This is a genomic window from Clostridium nigeriense, assembly GCF_900086595.1.
Taxonomy (GTDB): domain Bacteria; phylum Bacillota; class Clostridia; order Clostridiales; family Clostridiaceae; genus Clostridium; species Clostridium nigeriense.
Window position 1 is genome coordinate 3,027,021 of sequence record NZ_LT575472.1, and the last position, 17,831, is coordinate 3,044,851.

Consider the following 17,831-nt stretch of genomic DNA (forward strand, 5'->3'; position numbering starts at 1 on the left):
ATAAGTATATTGAGAGAGTTACATAATTATTAATAAATTTATAAAAAAATTTTTTAATTCATAAATTTATTTATATCCTCCATATCCAGGTTAGGTTGAACTGCCATATTAATTCCATTAGCAATTATCTTTGCTAATGACTCAATTACAGCATCTACATCCTTCGGAGTAACCATTAAATCTCCTACGAATGGATCTAAAACCTCTTTAATTAATTGGCTTTTTTCAACCTTATCTAGTGACTTTAACATATTATAAAATTCTTTACCTTTTTGAGCCTTACTTATAAGTTCATCTAAAACAAGATCTATAGTATCATTTGCTATAGTAGCTGCATGAACCACTGTTGGAACACCTATTGCAATTACCTTAACGCCTAAAGATTCTTCATTTATTTTCATTCTATGGTTTCCAACTCCAGCTCCTGGTGATATACCTGTATCGCTTATTTGAATAGTTCTATTTACTCTTTCAAGCTTTCTTGAACCTAAAGCATCTATACAAATTACTAAATCTGGTTTTATTTTATCTACTAATGATTTTATAATTTCACCAGTTTCAATCCCTGTAATTCCAAGTACTCCTGGTGATATACAGCAAACCGGTCTTACTGAATCATCTATTGCCTCCGGCATAACTTGTTTTAAATGTCTTGTTACCATTATTTTTTCTGTAACCTTCGGTCCTAAAGAGTCAGGAGTAACATTCCAGTTTCCAAGCCCTACAACTAATGCTGTTTTTTCTTCTGGTAAATTTACTAATCTACTTAAAACATTATCAACAACCTTTGAAACATTATCCATAGATTCTCCATCATAGTGTGTAAATTCAGGAAAATCTATTGTAATATAATTCCCCTTTGGTTTTCCAAGTTCCCTACCTGCCTCATCACTTTCAATAGTTACTGTAGTTATTTTTATATCGCCTTCTTTTTCTTCATCAACAATAACTCCATCAAGTTCCCTCTTATTTTCTTTAGTATACATATCACGTGCTTCAATGGCCAAATCCGTTCTAACATTAATCATAAAAAAACCTCCAAAAAATCTATTATCCCTTTTATTTTTCCTTAATGTTTCAATTTAATACTTGAACTTATAAAGTTTCAATGATATAATCTAGTATGTTAAAAACGAACTCGAACGCAGATTTCCCCAAAACTGCAAAAGAGACCCTATAAAATTATTAAGGGGGTGAATTTAGAATGGCAAACATTAAATCAGCAAAAAAGAGAATAAAGGTTACTGAAGCTAAAACTGCTCAAAACAGAATGATCAAATCAGCTTTAAAGACTGCTATAAAGAAGTTTGAAGTAGCTGTTGCTGCAAACAACGTAGAAGAAGCTAAGGTTCTTTTCCCTAAAGCTGTTAAAGCTTTAGACATGGCTGCTCAAAAAGGAGTATGTCACAAGAACATGGTAGCTAGAAAGAAATCAAGATTAGCTGCAAAGTTAAACGCTATGGCGTAATCAAATAAGAAGCCGATCCAAATTGGATCGGCTATTATTTTGTCATAAATATGTTAAATATCATAAGTTCCATTTCCATATTCTTATCTACACCAGTAGTTTTAATTTTATTTTCAGTTTCTAAACAAATTTCCATAATTTTTTGAAGTTGTTTTAATGAAAATTTATTACATTGGCCTATTAATTTTTCAACTACAAAGGTTGGAAGCTTAAATTTACTAGCAATTCCATCTATTCTTTCTCCATGTTGAAGAAGTATTTTTATCTCATAAAGTCTTTTAAAATTGTTTTCTATATTAGAAATAATAAGCATATGTTGATCACTTTTTGATAATAATTCATAAAGTAAATCTAAAGTTTGTTCTACCTTCTTTTGAGATATAAAATCAATTAAATCAAAAATATCATCCTCACTAGAATTTGCTATTAGCTTATCTATATCATCTTTAGTTATGGATCTGTCCTTTGTATAAGCTATAACTTTATCCACTTCTCTTCTTATTATATTAAAATTATTTTGTACCTTTTCTGCAAAATATCTTAATTCAACTTTCCCTATTTCTTTTCCTTTTTCCTTAAATACCTCTTCAACCTTTTTATAATATCTATCCTTCTTTAATTTATCAAAATGCACTACTTTTGAAACTTTATCTAAGGCTTTAACCTTACTACTTTTTTTAGGTGTATCTCTTTTATCATTAAATAAATAATACATTATTAAGATTGTATAAGGAGGTAAATCCTTTAAATACTTTAACATCTCATTATATAATTTAGTTCCTGCTGAATCTGTCTTATCCTTTAAAAAACTTGATCTATAAACTATAACAACTTTTTTGTCCCCCATAAATGGCATAGTTTCACAAGCATTCATAATATCATCAAAGGTTGTAGTTAATCCATCTAATCTTATACAATTTAAATCTAACAAAGAATCATCAATGTTATTTTTCACTATTAAATTTATACCTTCCTTAATAAGTTCTTCATCTAGCCCACAAAATATATAAGAATTTTCAATCTTACCTTTCTTAACTTCGCCTTCTAGTACATCAAAATCTATCAAAATAATCTACCTTTCCTAATTAAAAACTAAAATCCTATTTTTCAAAAAAATAATTTTAAAATAATTACTATGTTTGCAGTCTATTATATCATAATTATAGTGATTTTTCTTCTTACTTAACTGTATTAAATATTTCTTATCCCTGTTTTTTATTAATATATCTTTATTTAGTTTTTCTATTTCTAGATAATCTTTAATCCTAATCCTTTTAAAATTTTCATATTCTTTTTTAGAAAATGTTATTGATTTATATTTATCTAATTTTACTCCTTCTTTTAGTGCTATTACATTTCTTTCTCCCTTAAAACTAATTGACATTATTCCATCTTTATAATATTCAATTTTAGGAAATGGACTATAAAATATAAAATATAAATATATAATTATAGTCAAATTAAAATAAATAGCATTTTTATACCCCTTTTTATAAAAATAAATAGTAATTAGTAAAATAATATAACTGATAGCTATTATTTCATTTAAATACAAGGTATTTGGTAAAATGGTAATTAATTTTTCTGAAAGTATATCTAATACCAAAGTAAAATAATAACATAAAAAAGCTAAATAATTAAATAAAACTTTGAATTTAAATGTTACAGCTAAAATATTTCCTAAAATCACAATAATATTAATTAAAGGTATTAAAAGTAAGTTTCCTACAAGAAATCCCAAAGAAAACTCTTTAAAGTATAAAATTAAAAATGGAAATGTAAATACCTGTGATGATAAACTTATTGAAGTCCCTTCTCTTATAATTTTAGGAAGCCTATAAAAATATTTATTCATTTTTTTATTAAATAATATAATACCTATTGTAGATAAAAAACTTAATTGAAACCCTACCTCAAAAAGGCTATAGGGCTTATATAAAATAAGTATTATTCCTGCTAATGATAAACCTGCTAAAGGATTATAGCTTCTTCTAAATGGTACTGCTAAGCTTAGACATAAAAGCATTATATATGCCCTAATGGTTGAAGTAGCACATCCAGTAAAAATAACATAAATTATTGCTATTATTGGAGCCATCTTCTCACCAAATATCTTTCTTAATAAAGAATAAACTAAAACCATATGGAGACCAGATACTGAAACAGCATGTAGAATCCCTAAATTTTTCATATTATTTGTATCTTCTCTATCTAAAAATTCAGTATATCCAAAAGCCATAGATGTAATTAATGCTGATCTCCTGCTTCCTAGCTTTTCTCTTAAGGTGTTAAAAATTTCTTCTCTAACACTATATATTTTAGACTTAATATCTATCTCTAATTTCTCATAACTATCTATACTTACCTCTCCAATTATTCCTTTCTCAATATTAATATCTTTAGTTTCATTTATATTTGCTAAAATCTTATCCCCTAATCTAAGATTTTTAACTTCACCAGATAAATAAAATTTTCTCCCCTTTATTTCACCTATACCACCATAATTATTTAAGGATATTATTCTTATTTCTTCTAAATTACTTAAATTTAAATTATAGTAAAAAATATTATTTACTATAGGTACTAAAAAAAATATAGTTAGTATAATTAATAAATCTATTTTTCTGATTAAAACAAGGAAAATAAAAAAACAGCTAACAAGTATTATTGCTAGCCATTTATCTTTATAAAACAGTAAAAATATAGAACTTGATAGTATAAAAACTATAAATATATAAAGTAATATATTCATATTTTCTTTATATTTCAAACGGCAACACCTCAATTTAAAGTCTTACCATTTTTTTATAATTAAATCTGCTAAAAGGAAAATAAATAAAAGCCATCCTTCAATTACTACTTCTATTATATTAAACTTAAAATTATTTAATATAACTAAAACTCCTATTGATACCGCATATATAAAAATAGAAATTAGAAATAGATTTAGTGCTTTTATATTTTTTTTACTAAACATCTTACAATTTATTAATGTATCTAAAATACTAATCCCACCTATAGATACAAGTCCAATCACATCATAATTCTCTTTTGAAAATGAATTTGCTATTATTGGTATTAGAATAAATAAAGCTCCCCTTAATATAACCTTTTTATTCATACAACTATATTTACCATAAATTGAGTGTAGTAATAATATAGGGAAAAGAATAAATAAATTCAACATTAAAATAAAATATTCTTTAGATAATATTCCTTTTCCAAATAAATACTGAAAATTTAAGAATATTATCTCTGATAGCATTATTATAGTATATATATTTAAACCTCTTTTGGTACTTTCATATATATCTTTAGATCTATCTTTAAGATCAAAAAATGCTTTTATACTACTTTTTTCAATGAAAACATCACCTATTTTTCTTAAAAGCATTGAAATTTTTCCCTTTACTATACCAAGATTAGCTAAACTTATTATAGATAAGTCTGCTAAAGTTTCACCCTCGGCAATAAATCCATAACCATCCCTATTATATAGCGAAACAATTTTATTTTTTGTTTCAGGATTAACTTTACAATAAATTCTAGCTTTAGATACTGCTTTTAATAAATCTTCATCATTTAAATATTCAAGTTCAGCTCCGGAGATTACTTGTTCTCCTTCAGATACTAAACCTAATTTTCTACCGAAGAACTCAGCTGATAATTTATTTTCATCAGTAAAAATAATAGGTAGAACTCCCTCTCCAAGGATGTTATTAATATCATCAATAGCATCATCTATTAATGGGTTTTCTAAAGCAATAATTCCAACAAAAACTAAGTTACTCTCTATATTTTCATATTTAGATGGTTCATAATAAAAGCTTCTATATGCGAAAGCTTCTGTTAGTAATCCTTCCTTTGAGAAATTCAAGTCTGCAAGTTTAATTTTTATAATATCTTCTGAGGTTATTTCTCTTTCTATACCATTTATTAAAATATGTGTGCAACATTCTAGAATACTTTCTAACTTTCCTCTTGAATTAGCTCTATAACCTTTTTTATTTTTATTTAAAGTTGTAATAATTTCACCATTAAACGAATTAGTAATTTGAAATTTTCTTCTATTTGAACTTTCTAGTGTTCCCTTGTACACAGAGTTATCAATCCCAAATTTTACATAAGCTACTTCATAAATATCTCCCTTTATGAAATTATTATCACCATTATATTTAGCATTGTTGCAAAGAACAGAAATATCTATAAGTCTCTTAATATTTATATCTATAGAATCAATTTTATTAGATAAATAAATTTGCTCATTAGTATATAGTTTTTCTACATACAATTCTTTCTTCGATATATTTCCTAGCTTATCCATAAAAAATATCTTTACATCTTTTATTAACGCTAATATTGAAAAATTATTTAATTCTATTTTATTATCTTCTAATAAAGATTTTTTATAATACTTTCCATAATTTAATACTATCAATGGAAATAGAATAGAACCAATAGCAAATACCCCTTGAGCAAAAAGTTCAGTTTTATCTAATAATTTCCCTGGAAATATTAATATTAAGATAGCATGTACCAAAATTAAACATAATGTTATTTTAAAAAGATTTATTTCTAAACTCTTTATAAGAATATCTTTTTTATTATTTGTATTACTTATAATATTTACTAATTTCCCAAGCTGCGTATTTTTCCCGACCTCTACTACTATTCCTTTTCCAGATCCTTCTTTAATTATAGAACCTCTAAAAATCATATTTGATATTTCACCAATGGATGAAACTTTATCTTCTATTTTAATAGCGTCTTTTTCCTTTATAAGATTATCTCCAGTAACTCCTCTTTCATCTACTTTAAGATTATCACTATCTATTATTCTAATATCAGCTGCTATTATAGAATTTTTTCTAAAATAAACTATATCACCCTTTACTAAGTTCTCTGCTTCTACTAATTTTTCTATACCCTCTCTTAATACTAAAACTTGAGAAGTATTTAAATTTTGTAAAATTTCAATTTCTTTTTCTTTATGTATTTCATTATATAGCTTAAAAAATATATTTATAATTAATAAAAAACTTAAAACTATTCCCATTAAATAAAATTTATTCAGAAAAAAGAAAGTAATAAATAACAAGTAAACATATAAGTATCTTTGCCTTAAAACTCCTAAAAGAAGCTTAAAAAATCCCTTTGAGTATGGCAATTCGATTCTATTATTTTCTATATTTCTTCTTAAATTACAATCATCTTCATAAAGGCCTTTATGAATATCACTGTCTAAATCCTCTATTACCTTAACCCAAGAGTTTCCATAATATTTTTCCATTTAACCCCGCCTTCCTTAAATACTATAATTAAAATGTTATATTTAAGCAAAAACAACCTAACAATTATAGTATAATTTGTTAAGTTGCTTTTTAAAAGTATTATTTCTAATATTTTCTACATATCTAAGATTTTGTTTTTGGATTAAAAATTAATGCCATTAAATATCCAAAGAAAATTGCTGCTGTTATTCCAGCAGCAGTTCCTGTTATTCCTCCAGTAAAGGCACCTATTAATCCTTTTTCTTCAACTGCCTTTATAGCTCCCTTAGCCAAGGAGTTTCCAAATCCAGGCAGAGGAATACTAGCTCCAGCCCCTCCTATTTCAACTATTTTATCATAAAGTCCAAAAGCTCCTAAAATAGCCCCTATTGTCACAAACATTACTAATATCCTAGCTGGAGTTAACTTAGTTGTATCCATTAAGATTTGTCCTATTACACAAATAATACCTCCCACAATAAATGCACTTACATATACCATACTAAATCCTCCTTTCTAATTATTAAATTCAATTGCAACTGCATGAGCAATTCCTGGAATACTTTCTCCTTGTAATGATGAAGTGGTACTCATTAATGCTCCTGTAGATACTAATAGGATGCTTTTAATTTCTTTTCTAAGCATTTTCTTATAAAAATATCCTGTTGATACAACTGCTGAACATCCACAGCCACTTCCTCCTGAATCTGTATTTTGGACTGTGTCATCAAATATCATATCTCCACAATCGTAATAATTAGATCTAATATCATATCCATATTCTAATAACAATTTACTAATTATCTCTTTTCCTACCTTACCTAAATCTCCTGTTACTATTGCATCATAATAATCAGGATTCCTACCTGTATCTTTAAAGTGCATTGAAATAGTATTAACTGCCGCTGGTGCCATTGCTGCTCCCATGTTATTAGGATCCTTTATCCCATAATCCTTTACAACCCCAGTTGTAATATATGTAACTTCAGGAAAATTTCCTTCTTTAGCTAGTACCATTGCTCCTGCACCTGTTACTGTCCATTGAGCTAATGGACTTCTTTGTGCTCCATATTCTAAAGGAAATCTAAATTGTCTTTCTGCCGAACTAAAGTGAGAAGATGTAGCTGCAACCACATAGCTTCCAAAGCCACCATCTAACATCATAGAAGCAACACTTAATGATTCTGACATAGTTGAACATGCTCCATATAATCCAAAGAAAGGTATATTCAACTTTCTAGCAGCAAAAGATGAAGATGTTAATTGGTTTAAAAGATCTCCTGCAAATAAATAATCTATATCATCTTCCTTTAAATTTGCCCTATTTATAGCAGCTGTTATTGCTGTATAAAGCATCTCACTTTCAGCCTTTTCAAAGCTTTCTTTCCCGAATAAATCATCGTTTAATATTTCATCAAAATAACTTCCTAAAGGTCCTTCACCTTCCTTTGGTCCTACTATTGAGTAAGCTGCTATAATCTTAGGTGGATTCTTAAGCTTTACCGTTTGTTTACCAATCTTTTTTAGTGATGTTTCTTTATTCATCCTGAACCATCCTTTCTAAAATAGTAGTTGTATGAAATAATAAATTATTCCTATTATTACAGAACTTCCAATTCCATAAACCAAAACAGGGCCAGCTATGGTAAACATCTTCGCCGCTACTCCAAATACAAATCCCTCCTGTTTAAATTCAATGGCTGGTGCAACTATTGCATTTGAGAATCCTGTTATTGGAACTACAGTTCCTGCACCTCCATAGGAAGCAATTTTATCATATATACCAACTCCAGTTAATAATGCTCCTAAAAACACCATAATTATAGGTAGTAACATTTTTACCTCATCTTCTGGAAATCCATACTTTGTTAATAACTCTTGAAGCACTTGACCTATTGTACAAATTGCTCCCCCCACAATAAATGCTCTTGCACAATTTCTTGCAATTTTAGGTTTGGGATTTGTAGCATCAGTAATAGTTTGAAATTTTTTAAATATTTGCTGTTCACTTGGTCTTTTCTTTTTAGGCATACTATTACTCCTTTCTGTGATTTTATAAGTTTATTATTCCACTTCTTGAAAATTTAACACAGGTAGTTTTTGTATAAAAATTAGAACATTCTCATACTTATGTTTATTTAAAAACAAAAAACTCCCTAAGGAGTTTTTTTTAATAAATCAACAACATTTACATATTTTAATTATGTTTTCTTGCTACCCTATTAAAATAGGTTTATTCCTGAAGTTTTTCTTTCATTAATCCTAATACTTTCTTTTCTATTCTAGATACCTGAACTTGGCTAATTCCAAGCATCTTTGCAACTTGCACTTGAGTTTTGTCTTTAAAGTATCTAAGGACTATAATTTGCCTTGATTTACTATCTAAACTTCTCAATGCTTCTTTAAGAGCAAGTCTATTAATCATTTCGCTGTCATCTTCTCCTTTTTCACTTAACTTATCAATAAGTAAAACAGGAGCTCCATCATCTTGGTGAATAGTATCATAGAGATATTGCATATTTACAGAAGATTCTATGGCAAACAGTATTTCTTCTTTTTCAACACCTGAAAATTCGGATAGTTCTTCAATAGTTGGTTCTCTATCTAATTGCTTAGTTAAGTTTTCTTTGTCAAAATGAAGCTTTCTAGCTAAACTTTTCACATTTCTACTAACTTTAATTATTCCATCATCTCTAATAAATCTTTTTATTTCTCCTATTATCATAGGAACTGCATAAGTAGAGAACTTAACATTAAATTTATCATCAAAGTTATTTATAGCCTTTACTAGACCAATCGATCCTATTTGGAATATATCTTCATAGTCATAACCTCTATTTAGAAATTTTTTACTAATGGATGATACAAGAGGTAAATTCATTTCAATAACCTTATTCATAGCATCTTGATTACCTGCTTTGGCTAGAGGTATTAATTGTGAATTTTCTTCGTAATTATACACCTCTTTTCTAATACTTCCATTTTCCATCTACTTCACCTAACTTACTGTATTAAATTTCTTCTTCATAACAACTTTTGTACCCTTCCCATATTCACTAATTACTTCTAAATTGTCCATAAATGTTTCCATAACTGTAAAACCCATTCCAGACCTCTCCAACTCTGGTTTAGAAGTATATAATGGTTCCATCGCTTGTTCAATATTCTTAATTCCTTTACCATAATCTTCAATACTAATAGTTATTTCATCTCCACTAATACTTGCCTCTATTTTGATTATGCCCTCTTTTTTGTTTTCGTAACCATGTATTATAGAATTTGTTACAGCTTCAGAAACTGCTGTTTTCACATCTGTTAATTCTTCAACCGTTGGGTCTAATTGAGATACAAAAGCAGCAACTGCCACTCTTGCAAAAGCTTCATTTTGCGATTTACTCATTAATTCAATACTAATTTTATTATCAACCATTTTAAACCCTCCATTAAATATTCACTATGGCTTCATCAATATTTCTATAAACATCTATTATCTTATACATACCAGAAATTTCAAAGACCTTGTTTACAGTTCTATTTATATCTGTAACACATAATTTCCCGCCTCTATTTTGCATTTTTTTATATCTGCCTATTACTACTCCAATTCCTGAACTATCCATAAATGTTACTCCACTAAAGTTTAAAACAACTTTTTTTATGTTATCTCTATCTATTCTGTCATCTATCTTAACTCTAACTTCTTCAGCACTATGATGATCTAGTTCTCCCATTAAACCTACAATTAGCTTGTCATCTTTTTTATCAAATTTTAGATACATACAAACTACTCTAAAGCAATAACATTAGCTTTAGAGATCCACCTCCTCCATAGAATATTTAATTTCCTTCTTTTTCCATAATTTTAACATATTAGTTTATTCATAGTCAAATACAAATATTACTTTTCAAAGAAAATTTCAAAAAATAAAAAGAATTAATATGATGTACATACTAATTCTTTAATAAAGGCTTATTTAATTTCTTTTTTATTTTTATATTTTTTTATTTCTTCCTTTAAAGATAAATAAAATTCATCTAAGGTTTCATCTTCTTTTAATATCAAAGTTTCTATAGCATCTTCTAACGTATTCATTACATATATATGGAAATCTCCATCCTCAATTGCTTTTTCTACTTCAGGCATTAAAATTAACTCATCTTTATTTGACGCAGGTATTAATACTCCTTTGTTTTTATAGCTATCTAAAAATTCACAAACTCTAAAATATCCTTCGATTTTTTCATTTACTCCACCTATTGCTTGTACTTCACCTAGTTGATTAATTGAACCTGTAACAGCAATATTTTGTTTAACTGGTTTCTTAGATAGAGATGATAACATACAAATAGCTTCCGCAACAGAAGCACTATCACCATCAATTATTCCATAAGATTGTTCAAAATTCAAATAGAAATCTACTGGTATATCTTCATAAGAATCTAAAATATTGCTCATTAAACCTCTAAGAATATTTATAGATTTTTCATGAATTTTCCCACTTAACCTACTTTCCTTATGAATATCTATTATTTTTCCATTACCTTTATGAGTTATACAAGTAATTCTTACAGGCTTTCCAAAAGAGTGGTATCCAGTATCTAATACAGATAACCCATTGATTACGCCTATCTTCTCACCAGTTACTGAAAGCAATATTTTATTTTCTTCATAAAGCTTATCATATTCTTCCTCTATTCGTTCTTTAGAATAAGCTATTTTTCTTATATCATTACCTTCAATCAGTAATGATTTTCTTTTTTTTGCATTATCATTAGCTAAAATTACTATTTTATCAATCTCTATAGTATCTATATTTATCTTAGTTTTTCTATTTGCACTTCTTGATAAATATTTTATTATTTCATTTCTTCCTTCATCTGTTATTGGCATTAACTTATTTTCTTTTATCTTCTTATCAATGGATTTATTAATATATGCTGTAACATTACTATTAGCTTCTACTATTGGATAAAACTCAGCTCTTAAAGGGAAAAGCTTTCCGAAATCTTCATCTAGATTATACAATGTATCGTAGGTTTCCATATCACCAATTAAAATAACCTTAAGACTTATAGGTATTGGTTGTGGCTTTAAAGTATTAATAGATATTAAATCTAAATATGATTTGGATGCATCGTAAGTTATTTTATTTGTAATTAAAGCCTTTTTTAAATAATAATATGCATAACCATTGCTTGCTAAAGAACTCATTCGTAAAATTAAACATCCTCCATTAGCCTTTAGCAATGATCCAGAATTTATTAAAGATATATCCGTAGTATATACTCCATTGTGATTCTCATGCTCCAAAAATCCCATTAAATTATTTACATTTGGATCTTCCTCATATATTATAGGGGGATGATAAATAGAGCTATTATCCACTAGAACATGAATATTATATTTATTAATAATATCATATAGTTTCTCCTCATCTTCCTCTATATCCATTGTATAACATCCTATAATATCTTTTTCTATTAAAAGAAAAAGCTTTTCTAAATACTCATAAGCATTATCGTCTTCTATAAATTCAAATAATATTTCATCCCTATAATCTTCCATTTCCTTTGATAAAAAATCACTATAGATTTCTTTTAATTTTGTTATAGACTTCACTTCGATTTCCTTAATTTTTCCTAAAACTACCTCTGCTTTTTTCTTTAAAATAGTTGCCTTAGTTACTATTACTTCTTTCTTATCTCTCTCTAAATTATCATATTCTCTCTCACTAATTGCTTTTCCATTTATTAATGGTATAAAAGCAAAGCCTTTATTGGTTACTTTTACTTCAAAGTTTTCTTTTTTTGCCATTTCCATTAATTCGCTTATATAAGAATTTCTCTTGTTTTGTATTTCTTCTATTAATTCATCCTTTTCTTCTTCTGTAGAAGAATTGTAGAACTCTTCTACCAGCTCTATATAATTATTTCTAATTTCCTCTACTGCCTCTTTTAATTTATTGCCATTACCATTAGAAACAAATAAATACTCTGGTTTTTTATAATCTTCTAATACTACATAGCAAATATCCTTTGGAGGTTCTAAATTTTTATACTGCTCCCTTATATAAGCTTGAAGTTTTATTAATTTTTCCTTTGAAAAGGAATCTATCAAATAAATATTATAGCCCTCTTTATTTATATTAAGTGCTCTTCCTATCTTTTCATACTCTCCATCTATTTCAGGTATCATAGTTACGTTACCTTTTTGTTCCCTTGCCTTAAAATTAAAGTTAAATTTTACTTCCTGTGAAGTTAACTCTTTTCTCATACCTTTCCTACCTTCAAATCGCTTTTGCAATTTTTTTAGAAGCAGTTCCCCCCCTTTTTTAATTATTTATTATATAGATATTCTAATAATACCGGTTTAGGGAATAAAATTTGAAAATTAATTTAATTAATAGAAATATACTCTATTATATGAATCTACTCTTTCAGTAATGTCATAATAAAAAAGTGTACTATATAATTTTGCTTATGACCTTGCCTTCGCCTCAAGTCACCTCACCATTATATAGCACACTTAAAACTAAGTTAATAAAAATATAAATAGGGGCTGTTACAAACAACCCCTTAATATATAATTCTATTAATTTATTACATTAATTCTAAGAATTTATTAACTGCTTCCTCAGCAATTTTATAATCTTCTTCTGATGGCACAAAACAGAAGGATAATCCTGGCTCTACAACCTTTAGTTTTAAATCTTTAAGTCTTGATGTAAGCATTTTTACCCCTTCTCCACTCCATCCAAAAGAACCAAAAGCTAATGCTGCTTTTCCTCTATTAATAATAGGATTAACCATTGATAATAAATCCCATGAAGGTTTAACTGCATCTTGATTTATTGTTGGAGACCCAACCATAAATCCCTTAGATTTTTCAATTTTAGCTATACATTCCTCTACTGAAACAGAAGTTATTTCTGTTATATCAGCTTTAAAACCTTTTTCTTCTACCTTATTTTTCAAAAATTTTGCCATTGCTTCAGTATTTCCATAAGCTGAAATATAAAATATTTCTACTTTTTTGTCATCTAGTTTTTCTTCTGTTGCCCATTCTCTATAAAGATTTAAAATTTTATCGATATTAGAAACATGAACAGGTCCATGACTTGTAGCAATACATTCTATTTCTAAATTTTTAATTTTATCAAGTCCCATTAAAACAAATCTCTTAAATGGCCCCATTATACAATCAAAATAATACTTCATTTCAACAAAATAATCATCATTTAAACTTGATGTTATTCCACCTTCTGGACAATAATGTGATCCAGTAAAATCACACGTAAATAATAAATTTCTTTCTTTTACATAAGTGAACATTGTATCTGGCCAATGTAAGTTTGGAGCTGTAATAAACTTAAGCGTTATTTCTCCAAGATTAATCTCTTCTCTAGCTTCAATATAATTAAAATCTCTATTTAAAATATTTTTTAAATAAGTAATAGCTGCTTTTGTCCCTACTATCTTAACATTAGGATAATCCTCTATTAACTTAATTAAAGAACCACTGTGATCTAATTCTGTATGTTGTACTATAACGTAATCAACATTTTTTTCACCAATGACTGATACTAAATTCTGTTTGAATTCATCATAAAATCCAGTTTTCACAGTGTCAATTACTGCAACTTTTTCATCATTAATTACATATGAATTATAGGTTGTTCCTTTTTTAGTTTCCATAATAATATCAAAAACCTTTAAATCTGGATCCTTTACTCCAACCCAATAAATTTTATCTTTTAATTTTTCTTGTACCATATCCCTGCCTCCAACTTCAATCTAGTAGTTCATTTTCAGTAATATTTTACCATGAACTTATTCTACAAACAATTATAAAATTCTACTATTTATATAGTTTTACGCTCTTATCATCTTAGTTAGGTTATTTATTTCTATAATATATTCATAATGTAAAGCTCTTGTTAAAGAAACATATAAAAGTCTTTGGTCTAATATATTATCTTTATAATTTAATTCACTTGGATTATATATTATAGTGGCATCAAATTCTAATCCTTTTGTTAAATAAGATGGAATTATTATTATATCTTCATTATTTTCTTTTTCATTACCTTTTAGTAAGGAAATTTTTAGATTAGTTTCCTTTTTAATAATTTTTTCTATTGCTTTTCCTTCTTCTACTGTTTTAGTAATAATAGCTATACTACTTTTTCCTTTTTCGAAGATTTCGTTAATTATATCTTTTATTTTTAACGCAGCTTCTTTTTCACTATTACATTTAACTATTTTAGGTTTTTCACCGTGTCTTAAAACTGGCTTAGCATTTTTTAAATTTAAATTTTGTGCTTTTAAAGAACACTCTGCAAAATCAATTATTTCAACTGTAGATCTATAACTCTGTGTCAATTGAATATATGTAGCCTTACCTTCAAAAACTTTATCTACTATATCCTGCCAGCTTTTAATTCCCTTATAATAATAAATTCCTTGTGCAATATCACCAACTAATGTTAAAGAATTTCCCTTTGTTAATCTATTCACTAAATATATCTGAAAAGGGTTATAATCTTGGGCCTCATCTACTACTATATGGGAGTATTTGTTTTTTTCTTCAACACCTTCTAAAAGCATATTTATATATAAAAGTGGTGCTAAATCATCTTCATCAATTACTCCATTACTATTATTTTCTTCTAGTTCTTCTCTCATAAAATCCAAAAGATCTTTAGGTATATTTCCTAATGTAGCAAACTCAAAAAATTCTTCATTTTTAAATAAATCAAAATATATATCCTTTGAAGTTATGCCTCTCCAATTTTTAAAATATTCATTCATAACTTTCTTAGAATTACTCTTTATACTTTCTTTTATTTTATCTCTTTCAGAATATACTTTAATAAGTCTAGCTCTTCTTTCATTAGAATCATTAAGTTCTCTTTTTATTTCTTTAATATTCTTATCCCAATCTAAATCTACTTGAAGACAAAGTATCTCTATTTTCTCTTTTATTTTTAAATTTAAATATCTCTTTATCTCATCTTTTCTTTTATTAATTGGATAGCTTTTTAAATCTTTTAAATATAATCTCATTATTTCTCTTTTGTTAAATAAAACATACCCTTCTATAGTAATATCTGTTATTTCTACAGAAGCACTTTCTAACAAAGATATGTATCTATCTATAATGTCTTTAAACATTAATGTACCTTTTATTTTAGATGAATTTATTGTAAATCTACATTTTTCCAAATCATTAGCTTCTATAATGTACTTTAATTTTTCATCTTTACCTTTGATTTTAAATTTGCTTTTTAAATGCTTTAAAACTAACTCTTGAAATGTAGTTTGATTAACTTCATTTACACCTAAATTGGGAAGTATATCTGAAATATAATCTAGAAATAATTTATTCGGTGCCAATACTAATATATCTTTACCTTTTATACTTTCTGAATACCTATAGATTAAATAAGCTAACCTATGTAATGCAACTGTTGTTTTACCTGAACCAGCTGATCCTTGTACTATTATAGGTAAGTTTTTTGGCCACCTAATAATTTCATTTTGTTCCTTTTGAATTGTTGCTACTACTTCTTTTAGCTTTTTCCCTCTACTTTCTTCTAAATTTATTTTTAAAAACTCATCTACTAAGTCACTTTCTTCTAAACCACTTTTTATAATTATCTCATTTATTCCTTCATCAAATATATCCTGTAGGGAATCTTCTTTAAATAAAAATTTTCTTTTCAAAGATAAGCTACCTTCTATTATACCATTAGGAGACTTATAATAAGCATCTCCCCCTGTTCCACTATAATAAAGATCTGCAACTGGAGTTCTCCAATCTACTACTATTTCTTCACCATCTAGACTTGAATTTACGGATTGTTTTCCAATATATATACTTTCTTTTTGTCCCTTTAGTTCTCTAAAATCCACTCTTCCAAAATAAGGAGTCTTAATTGCTTCTTCATAATTATTAATATCTTTTTTTAATACTGAATAAATTTTTTCAGTTGTTTCTTTTTCTTCACTATAACTTCCCTTAGACTCTCTTGTTAAAAGCTTAAGCTTTTTATTAATAACCTCAAAATTCCTTATTTTTTCTGAAAGTTCTCCTTTTATTTTCCCTCTTTTTTCTTTTAAAATCTTTTTTTCTAATATTAAACCTTCTTTCTCCATACAAATACCTCTAATTCAAACTATTAAGTTAATTATAGAATAAGTAAAATTTAAATTCAATTAAATAACATCTTTAGGACATAACATATGTTTATATATTTCAAGTAAATATTTCTATAATATGATTATCTACTTTAGAAGTAATAATTATTCCCTTTTTTTATATTATTTTCTTTTGTTAATATATAGATTCATAAGTATTTTACTTTCTAGTTTTGTATGTTAGAATTTGAATGTAAAGGAGTGGATCATTTTGTCTAAACAAACTAAAACACCTAATTATATCAAAATAGCTGTTGATATAGCTCATAGAATAGTAAATAATCAATTCATTGAAGGAGAAAAAATAACTGGTAGAACTACTTTAGTTAGTATCTATAATGTATCTCCAGAAACAATTAGAAGGTCACTTGCCTTACTTAAAGATATGAATGTTGTTACTATTAACGAAAAAAGTGGAATAATAATCAATGACAAAACCTCTGCAAAAGAGTTTTTAAATAAATTTAAAACTAAATCTGACTTTACATACTTAAATAGTGAAACCTTTGATTTAATAAAGAAAAGAAAAGAAATAGATGATAAATTAGAAAAAAATATTAATTCTATAATTGAATTTGCTACACAACTTAGAAATGTTGGATCAATAATTCCCTTTGAAAGTATTGTTGAAAAAGATAGTTTTGCTGTGGGAAAAAGTATAGGAGAATTAGATTTTTGGCACAATACAAAAGCAACAATTATTGCTGTTAAAAGGAATGGAGATATGTTCTTATCACCTGGACCATATTTTATAATAAATGAAGATGATATTGTAGTTTATGTTGGGGATGATTCTGTTTTAGAAACAGTTAAAAATTATATTTCCCTGCATTAAAAGTACGCTTATATATCTTTTCTTATTTAGTAAATTTTATTAAAGTATTACAATATTA

15 protein-coding genes are annotated in these 17,831 nt (G+C 26.8%); 2 read left to right on the top strand and 13 right to left on the bottom strand.

Annotation, left to right across the window (positions count from 1 at the left end; genetic code table 11):
* Positions 1-53: 53 nt before the first annotated feature.
* Positions 54-1,028: a GPR endopeptidase gene (gene gpr, locus BN6774_RS14225; protein WP_066894922.1), complete on the bottom strand. Its 975-nt coding sequence runs from the start codon at positions 1,026-1,028 to the stop codon at positions 54-56.
* A gap of 176 nt (positions 1,029-1,204) precedes the next feature.
* Here gpr and rpsT point away from each other — a divergent pair, with 176 nt between their 5' ends.
* Complete coding sequence (gene rpsT / locus BN6774_RS14230; protein ID WP_066894924.1) at positions 1,205-1,468, top strand: 30S ribosomal protein S20; 264 nt, start codon at positions 1,205-1,207, stop codon at positions 1,466-1,468.
* A 34-nt stretch (positions 1,469-1,502) separates the two neighbouring features.
* On the opposite strand, the gene holA is transcribed toward rpsT, so the two are convergent.
* The 12 genes from holA to helD all read right to left on the bottom strand — a co-directional run bounded on the left by holA (position 1,503) and on the right by helD (position 16,896).
* The gene (gene holA / locus BN6774_RS14235; RefSeq protein ID WP_066894926.1) at positions 1,503-2,534 is read right to left on the bottom strand and encodes a DNA polymerase III subunit delta; all 1,032 of its coding nucleotides are present in this window, start codon (positions 2,532-2,534) and stop codon (positions 1,503-1,505) included.
* A gap of 15 nt (positions 2,535-2,549) precedes the next feature.
* Positions 2,550-4,238: a ComEC/Rec2 family competence protein gene (locus tag BN6774_RS14240; RefSeq protein ID WP_084767045.1), complete on the bottom strand. Its 1,689-nt coding sequence runs from the start codon at positions 4,236-4,238 to the stop codon at positions 2,550-2,552.
* Positions 4,239-4,262: 24 nt separating this feature from the next.
* Positions 4,263-6,758: a P-type ATPase actuator domain-containing protein gene (locus tag BN6774_RS14245; RefSeq protein WP_066894929.1), complete on the bottom strand. Its 2,496-nt coding sequence runs from the start codon at positions 6,756-6,758 to the stop codon at positions 4,263-4,265.
* Positions 6,759-6,882: 124 nt separating this feature from the next.
* Entirely contained in the window at positions 6,883-7,239 is a 357-nt protein-coding gene (gene spoVAE / locus BN6774_RS14250) for a stage V sporulation protein AE (protein WP_066894931.1), read from the bottom strand.
* A 15-nt stretch (positions 7,240-7,254) separates the two neighbouring features.
* Entirely contained in the window at positions 7,255-8,283 is a 1,029-nt protein-coding gene (gene spoVAD, locus BN6774_RS14255) for a stage V sporulation protein AD (RefSeq protein WP_066894933.1), read from the bottom strand.
* Between the two features lie 15 nt (positions 8,284-8,298).
* Complete coding sequence (gene spoVAC, locus BN6774_RS14260) at positions 8,299-8,769, bottom strand: stage V sporulation protein AC (protein ID WP_066894935.1); 471 nt, start codon at positions 8,767-8,769, stop codon at positions 8,299-8,301.
* 202 nt (positions 8,770-8,971) lie between these two features.
* Positions 8,972-9,727 carry an RNA polymerase sporulation sigma factor SigF gene (sigF, locus tag BN6774_RS14265; protein ID WP_066894937.1) on the bottom strand — a complete coding sequence of 252 codons (756 nt, stop codon included), beginning with the start codon at positions 9,725-9,727 and terminating at the stop codon, positions 8,972-8,974.
* A gap of 9 nt (positions 9,728-9,736) precedes the next feature.
* Positions 9,737-10,168, bottom strand: a complete 432-nt coding sequence (gene spoIIAB, locus BN6774_RS14270) for an anti-sigma F factor (RefSeq protein WP_066894939.1) — start codon at positions 10,166-10,168, stop codon at positions 9,737-9,739.
* Positions 10,169-10,181: 13 nt separating this feature from the next.
* Entirely contained in the window at positions 10,182-10,517 is a 336-nt protein-coding gene (gene spoIIAA, locus BN6774_RS14275) for an anti-sigma F factor antagonist (RefSeq protein WP_066894941.1), read from the bottom strand.
* A gap of 191 nt (positions 10,518-10,708) precedes the next feature.
* Positions 10,709-13,012, bottom strand: coding sequence for an AAA family ATPase (locus BN6774_RS14280; protein WP_066894943.1), 2,304 nt, complete (start codon positions 13,010-13,012; stop codon positions 10,709-10,711).
* Between the two features lie 326 nt (positions 13,013-13,338).
* Positions 13,339-14,511, bottom strand: a complete 1,173-nt coding sequence (locus BN6774_RS14285; protein ID WP_066894945.1) for an FprA family A-type flavoprotein — start codon at positions 14,509-14,511, stop codon at positions 13,339-13,341.
* A 99-nt stretch (positions 14,512-14,610) separates the two neighbouring features.
* The gene (helD, locus tag BN6774_RS14290) at positions 14,611-16,896 is read right to left on the bottom strand and encodes an RNA polymerase recycling motor HelD (protein ID WP_066894948.1); all 2,286 of its coding nucleotides are present in this window, start codon (positions 16,894-16,896) and stop codon (positions 14,611-14,613) included.
* A gap of 253 nt (positions 16,897-17,149) precedes the next feature.
* Between helD and BN6774_RS14295 the strand changes: the two genes are divergently transcribed.
* Positions 17,150-17,773 (top strand): GntR family transcriptional regulator, encoded by a 624-nt coding sequence (locus tag BN6774_RS14295; protein WP_066894950.1) that lies wholly within the window; start codon positions 17,150-17,152, stop codon positions 17,771-17,773.
* The last annotated feature ends 58 nt before the right edge of the window (positions 17,774-17,831 follow it).

Excerpts from the sequence above, each read along its gene's own strand:
- gpr (WP_066894922.1), bottom strand. The coding sequence starts at position 1,028 with ATGATTAATGTTAGAACGGATTTGGCCATTGAAGCACGTGATATGTAT.
- rpsT (WP_066894924.1), top strand. The coding sequence starts at position 1,205 with ATGGCAAACATTAAATCAGCAAAAAAGAGAATAAAGGTTACTGAAGCT.
- BN6774_RS14245 (WP_066894929.1), bottom strand. The coding sequence starts at position 6,758 with ATGGAAAAATATTATGGAAACTCTTGGGTTAAGGTAATAGAGGATTTA.
- spoVAE (WP_066894931.1), bottom strand. The coding sequence starts at position 7,239 with ATGGTATATGTAAGTGCATTTATTGTGGGAGGTATTATTTGTGTAATA.
- spoVAD (WP_066894933.1), bottom strand. The coding sequence starts at position 8,283 with ATGAATAAAGAAACATCACTAAAAAAGATTGGTAAACAAACGGTAAAG.
- spoVAC (WP_066894935.1), bottom strand. The coding sequence starts at position 8,769 with ATGCCTAAAAAGAAAAGACCAAGTGAACAGCAAATATTTAAAAAATTT.
- sigF (WP_066894937.1), bottom strand. The coding sequence starts at position 9,727 with ATGGAAAATGGAAGTATTAGAAAAGAGGTGTATAATTACGAAGAAAAT.
- spoIIAB (WP_066894939.1), bottom strand. The coding sequence starts at position 10,168 with ATGGTTGATAATAAAATTAGTATTGAATTAATGAGTAAATCGCAAAAT.
- spoIIAA (WP_066894941.1), bottom strand. The coding sequence starts at position 10,517 with ATGTATCTAAAATTTGATAAAAAAGATGACAAGCTAATTGTAGGTTTA.
- BN6774_RS14280 (WP_066894943.1), bottom strand. The coding sequence starts at position 13,012 with ATGAGAAAAGAGTTAACTTCACAGGAAGTAAAATTTAACTTTAATTTT.
- BN6774_RS14285 (WP_066894945.1), bottom strand. The coding sequence starts at position 14,511 with ATGGTACAAGAAAAATTAAAAGATAAAATTTATTGGGTTGGAGTAAAG.
- helD (WP_066894948.1), bottom strand. The coding sequence starts at position 16,896 with ATGGAGAAAGAAGGTTTAATATTAGAAAAAAAGATTTTAAAAGAAAAA.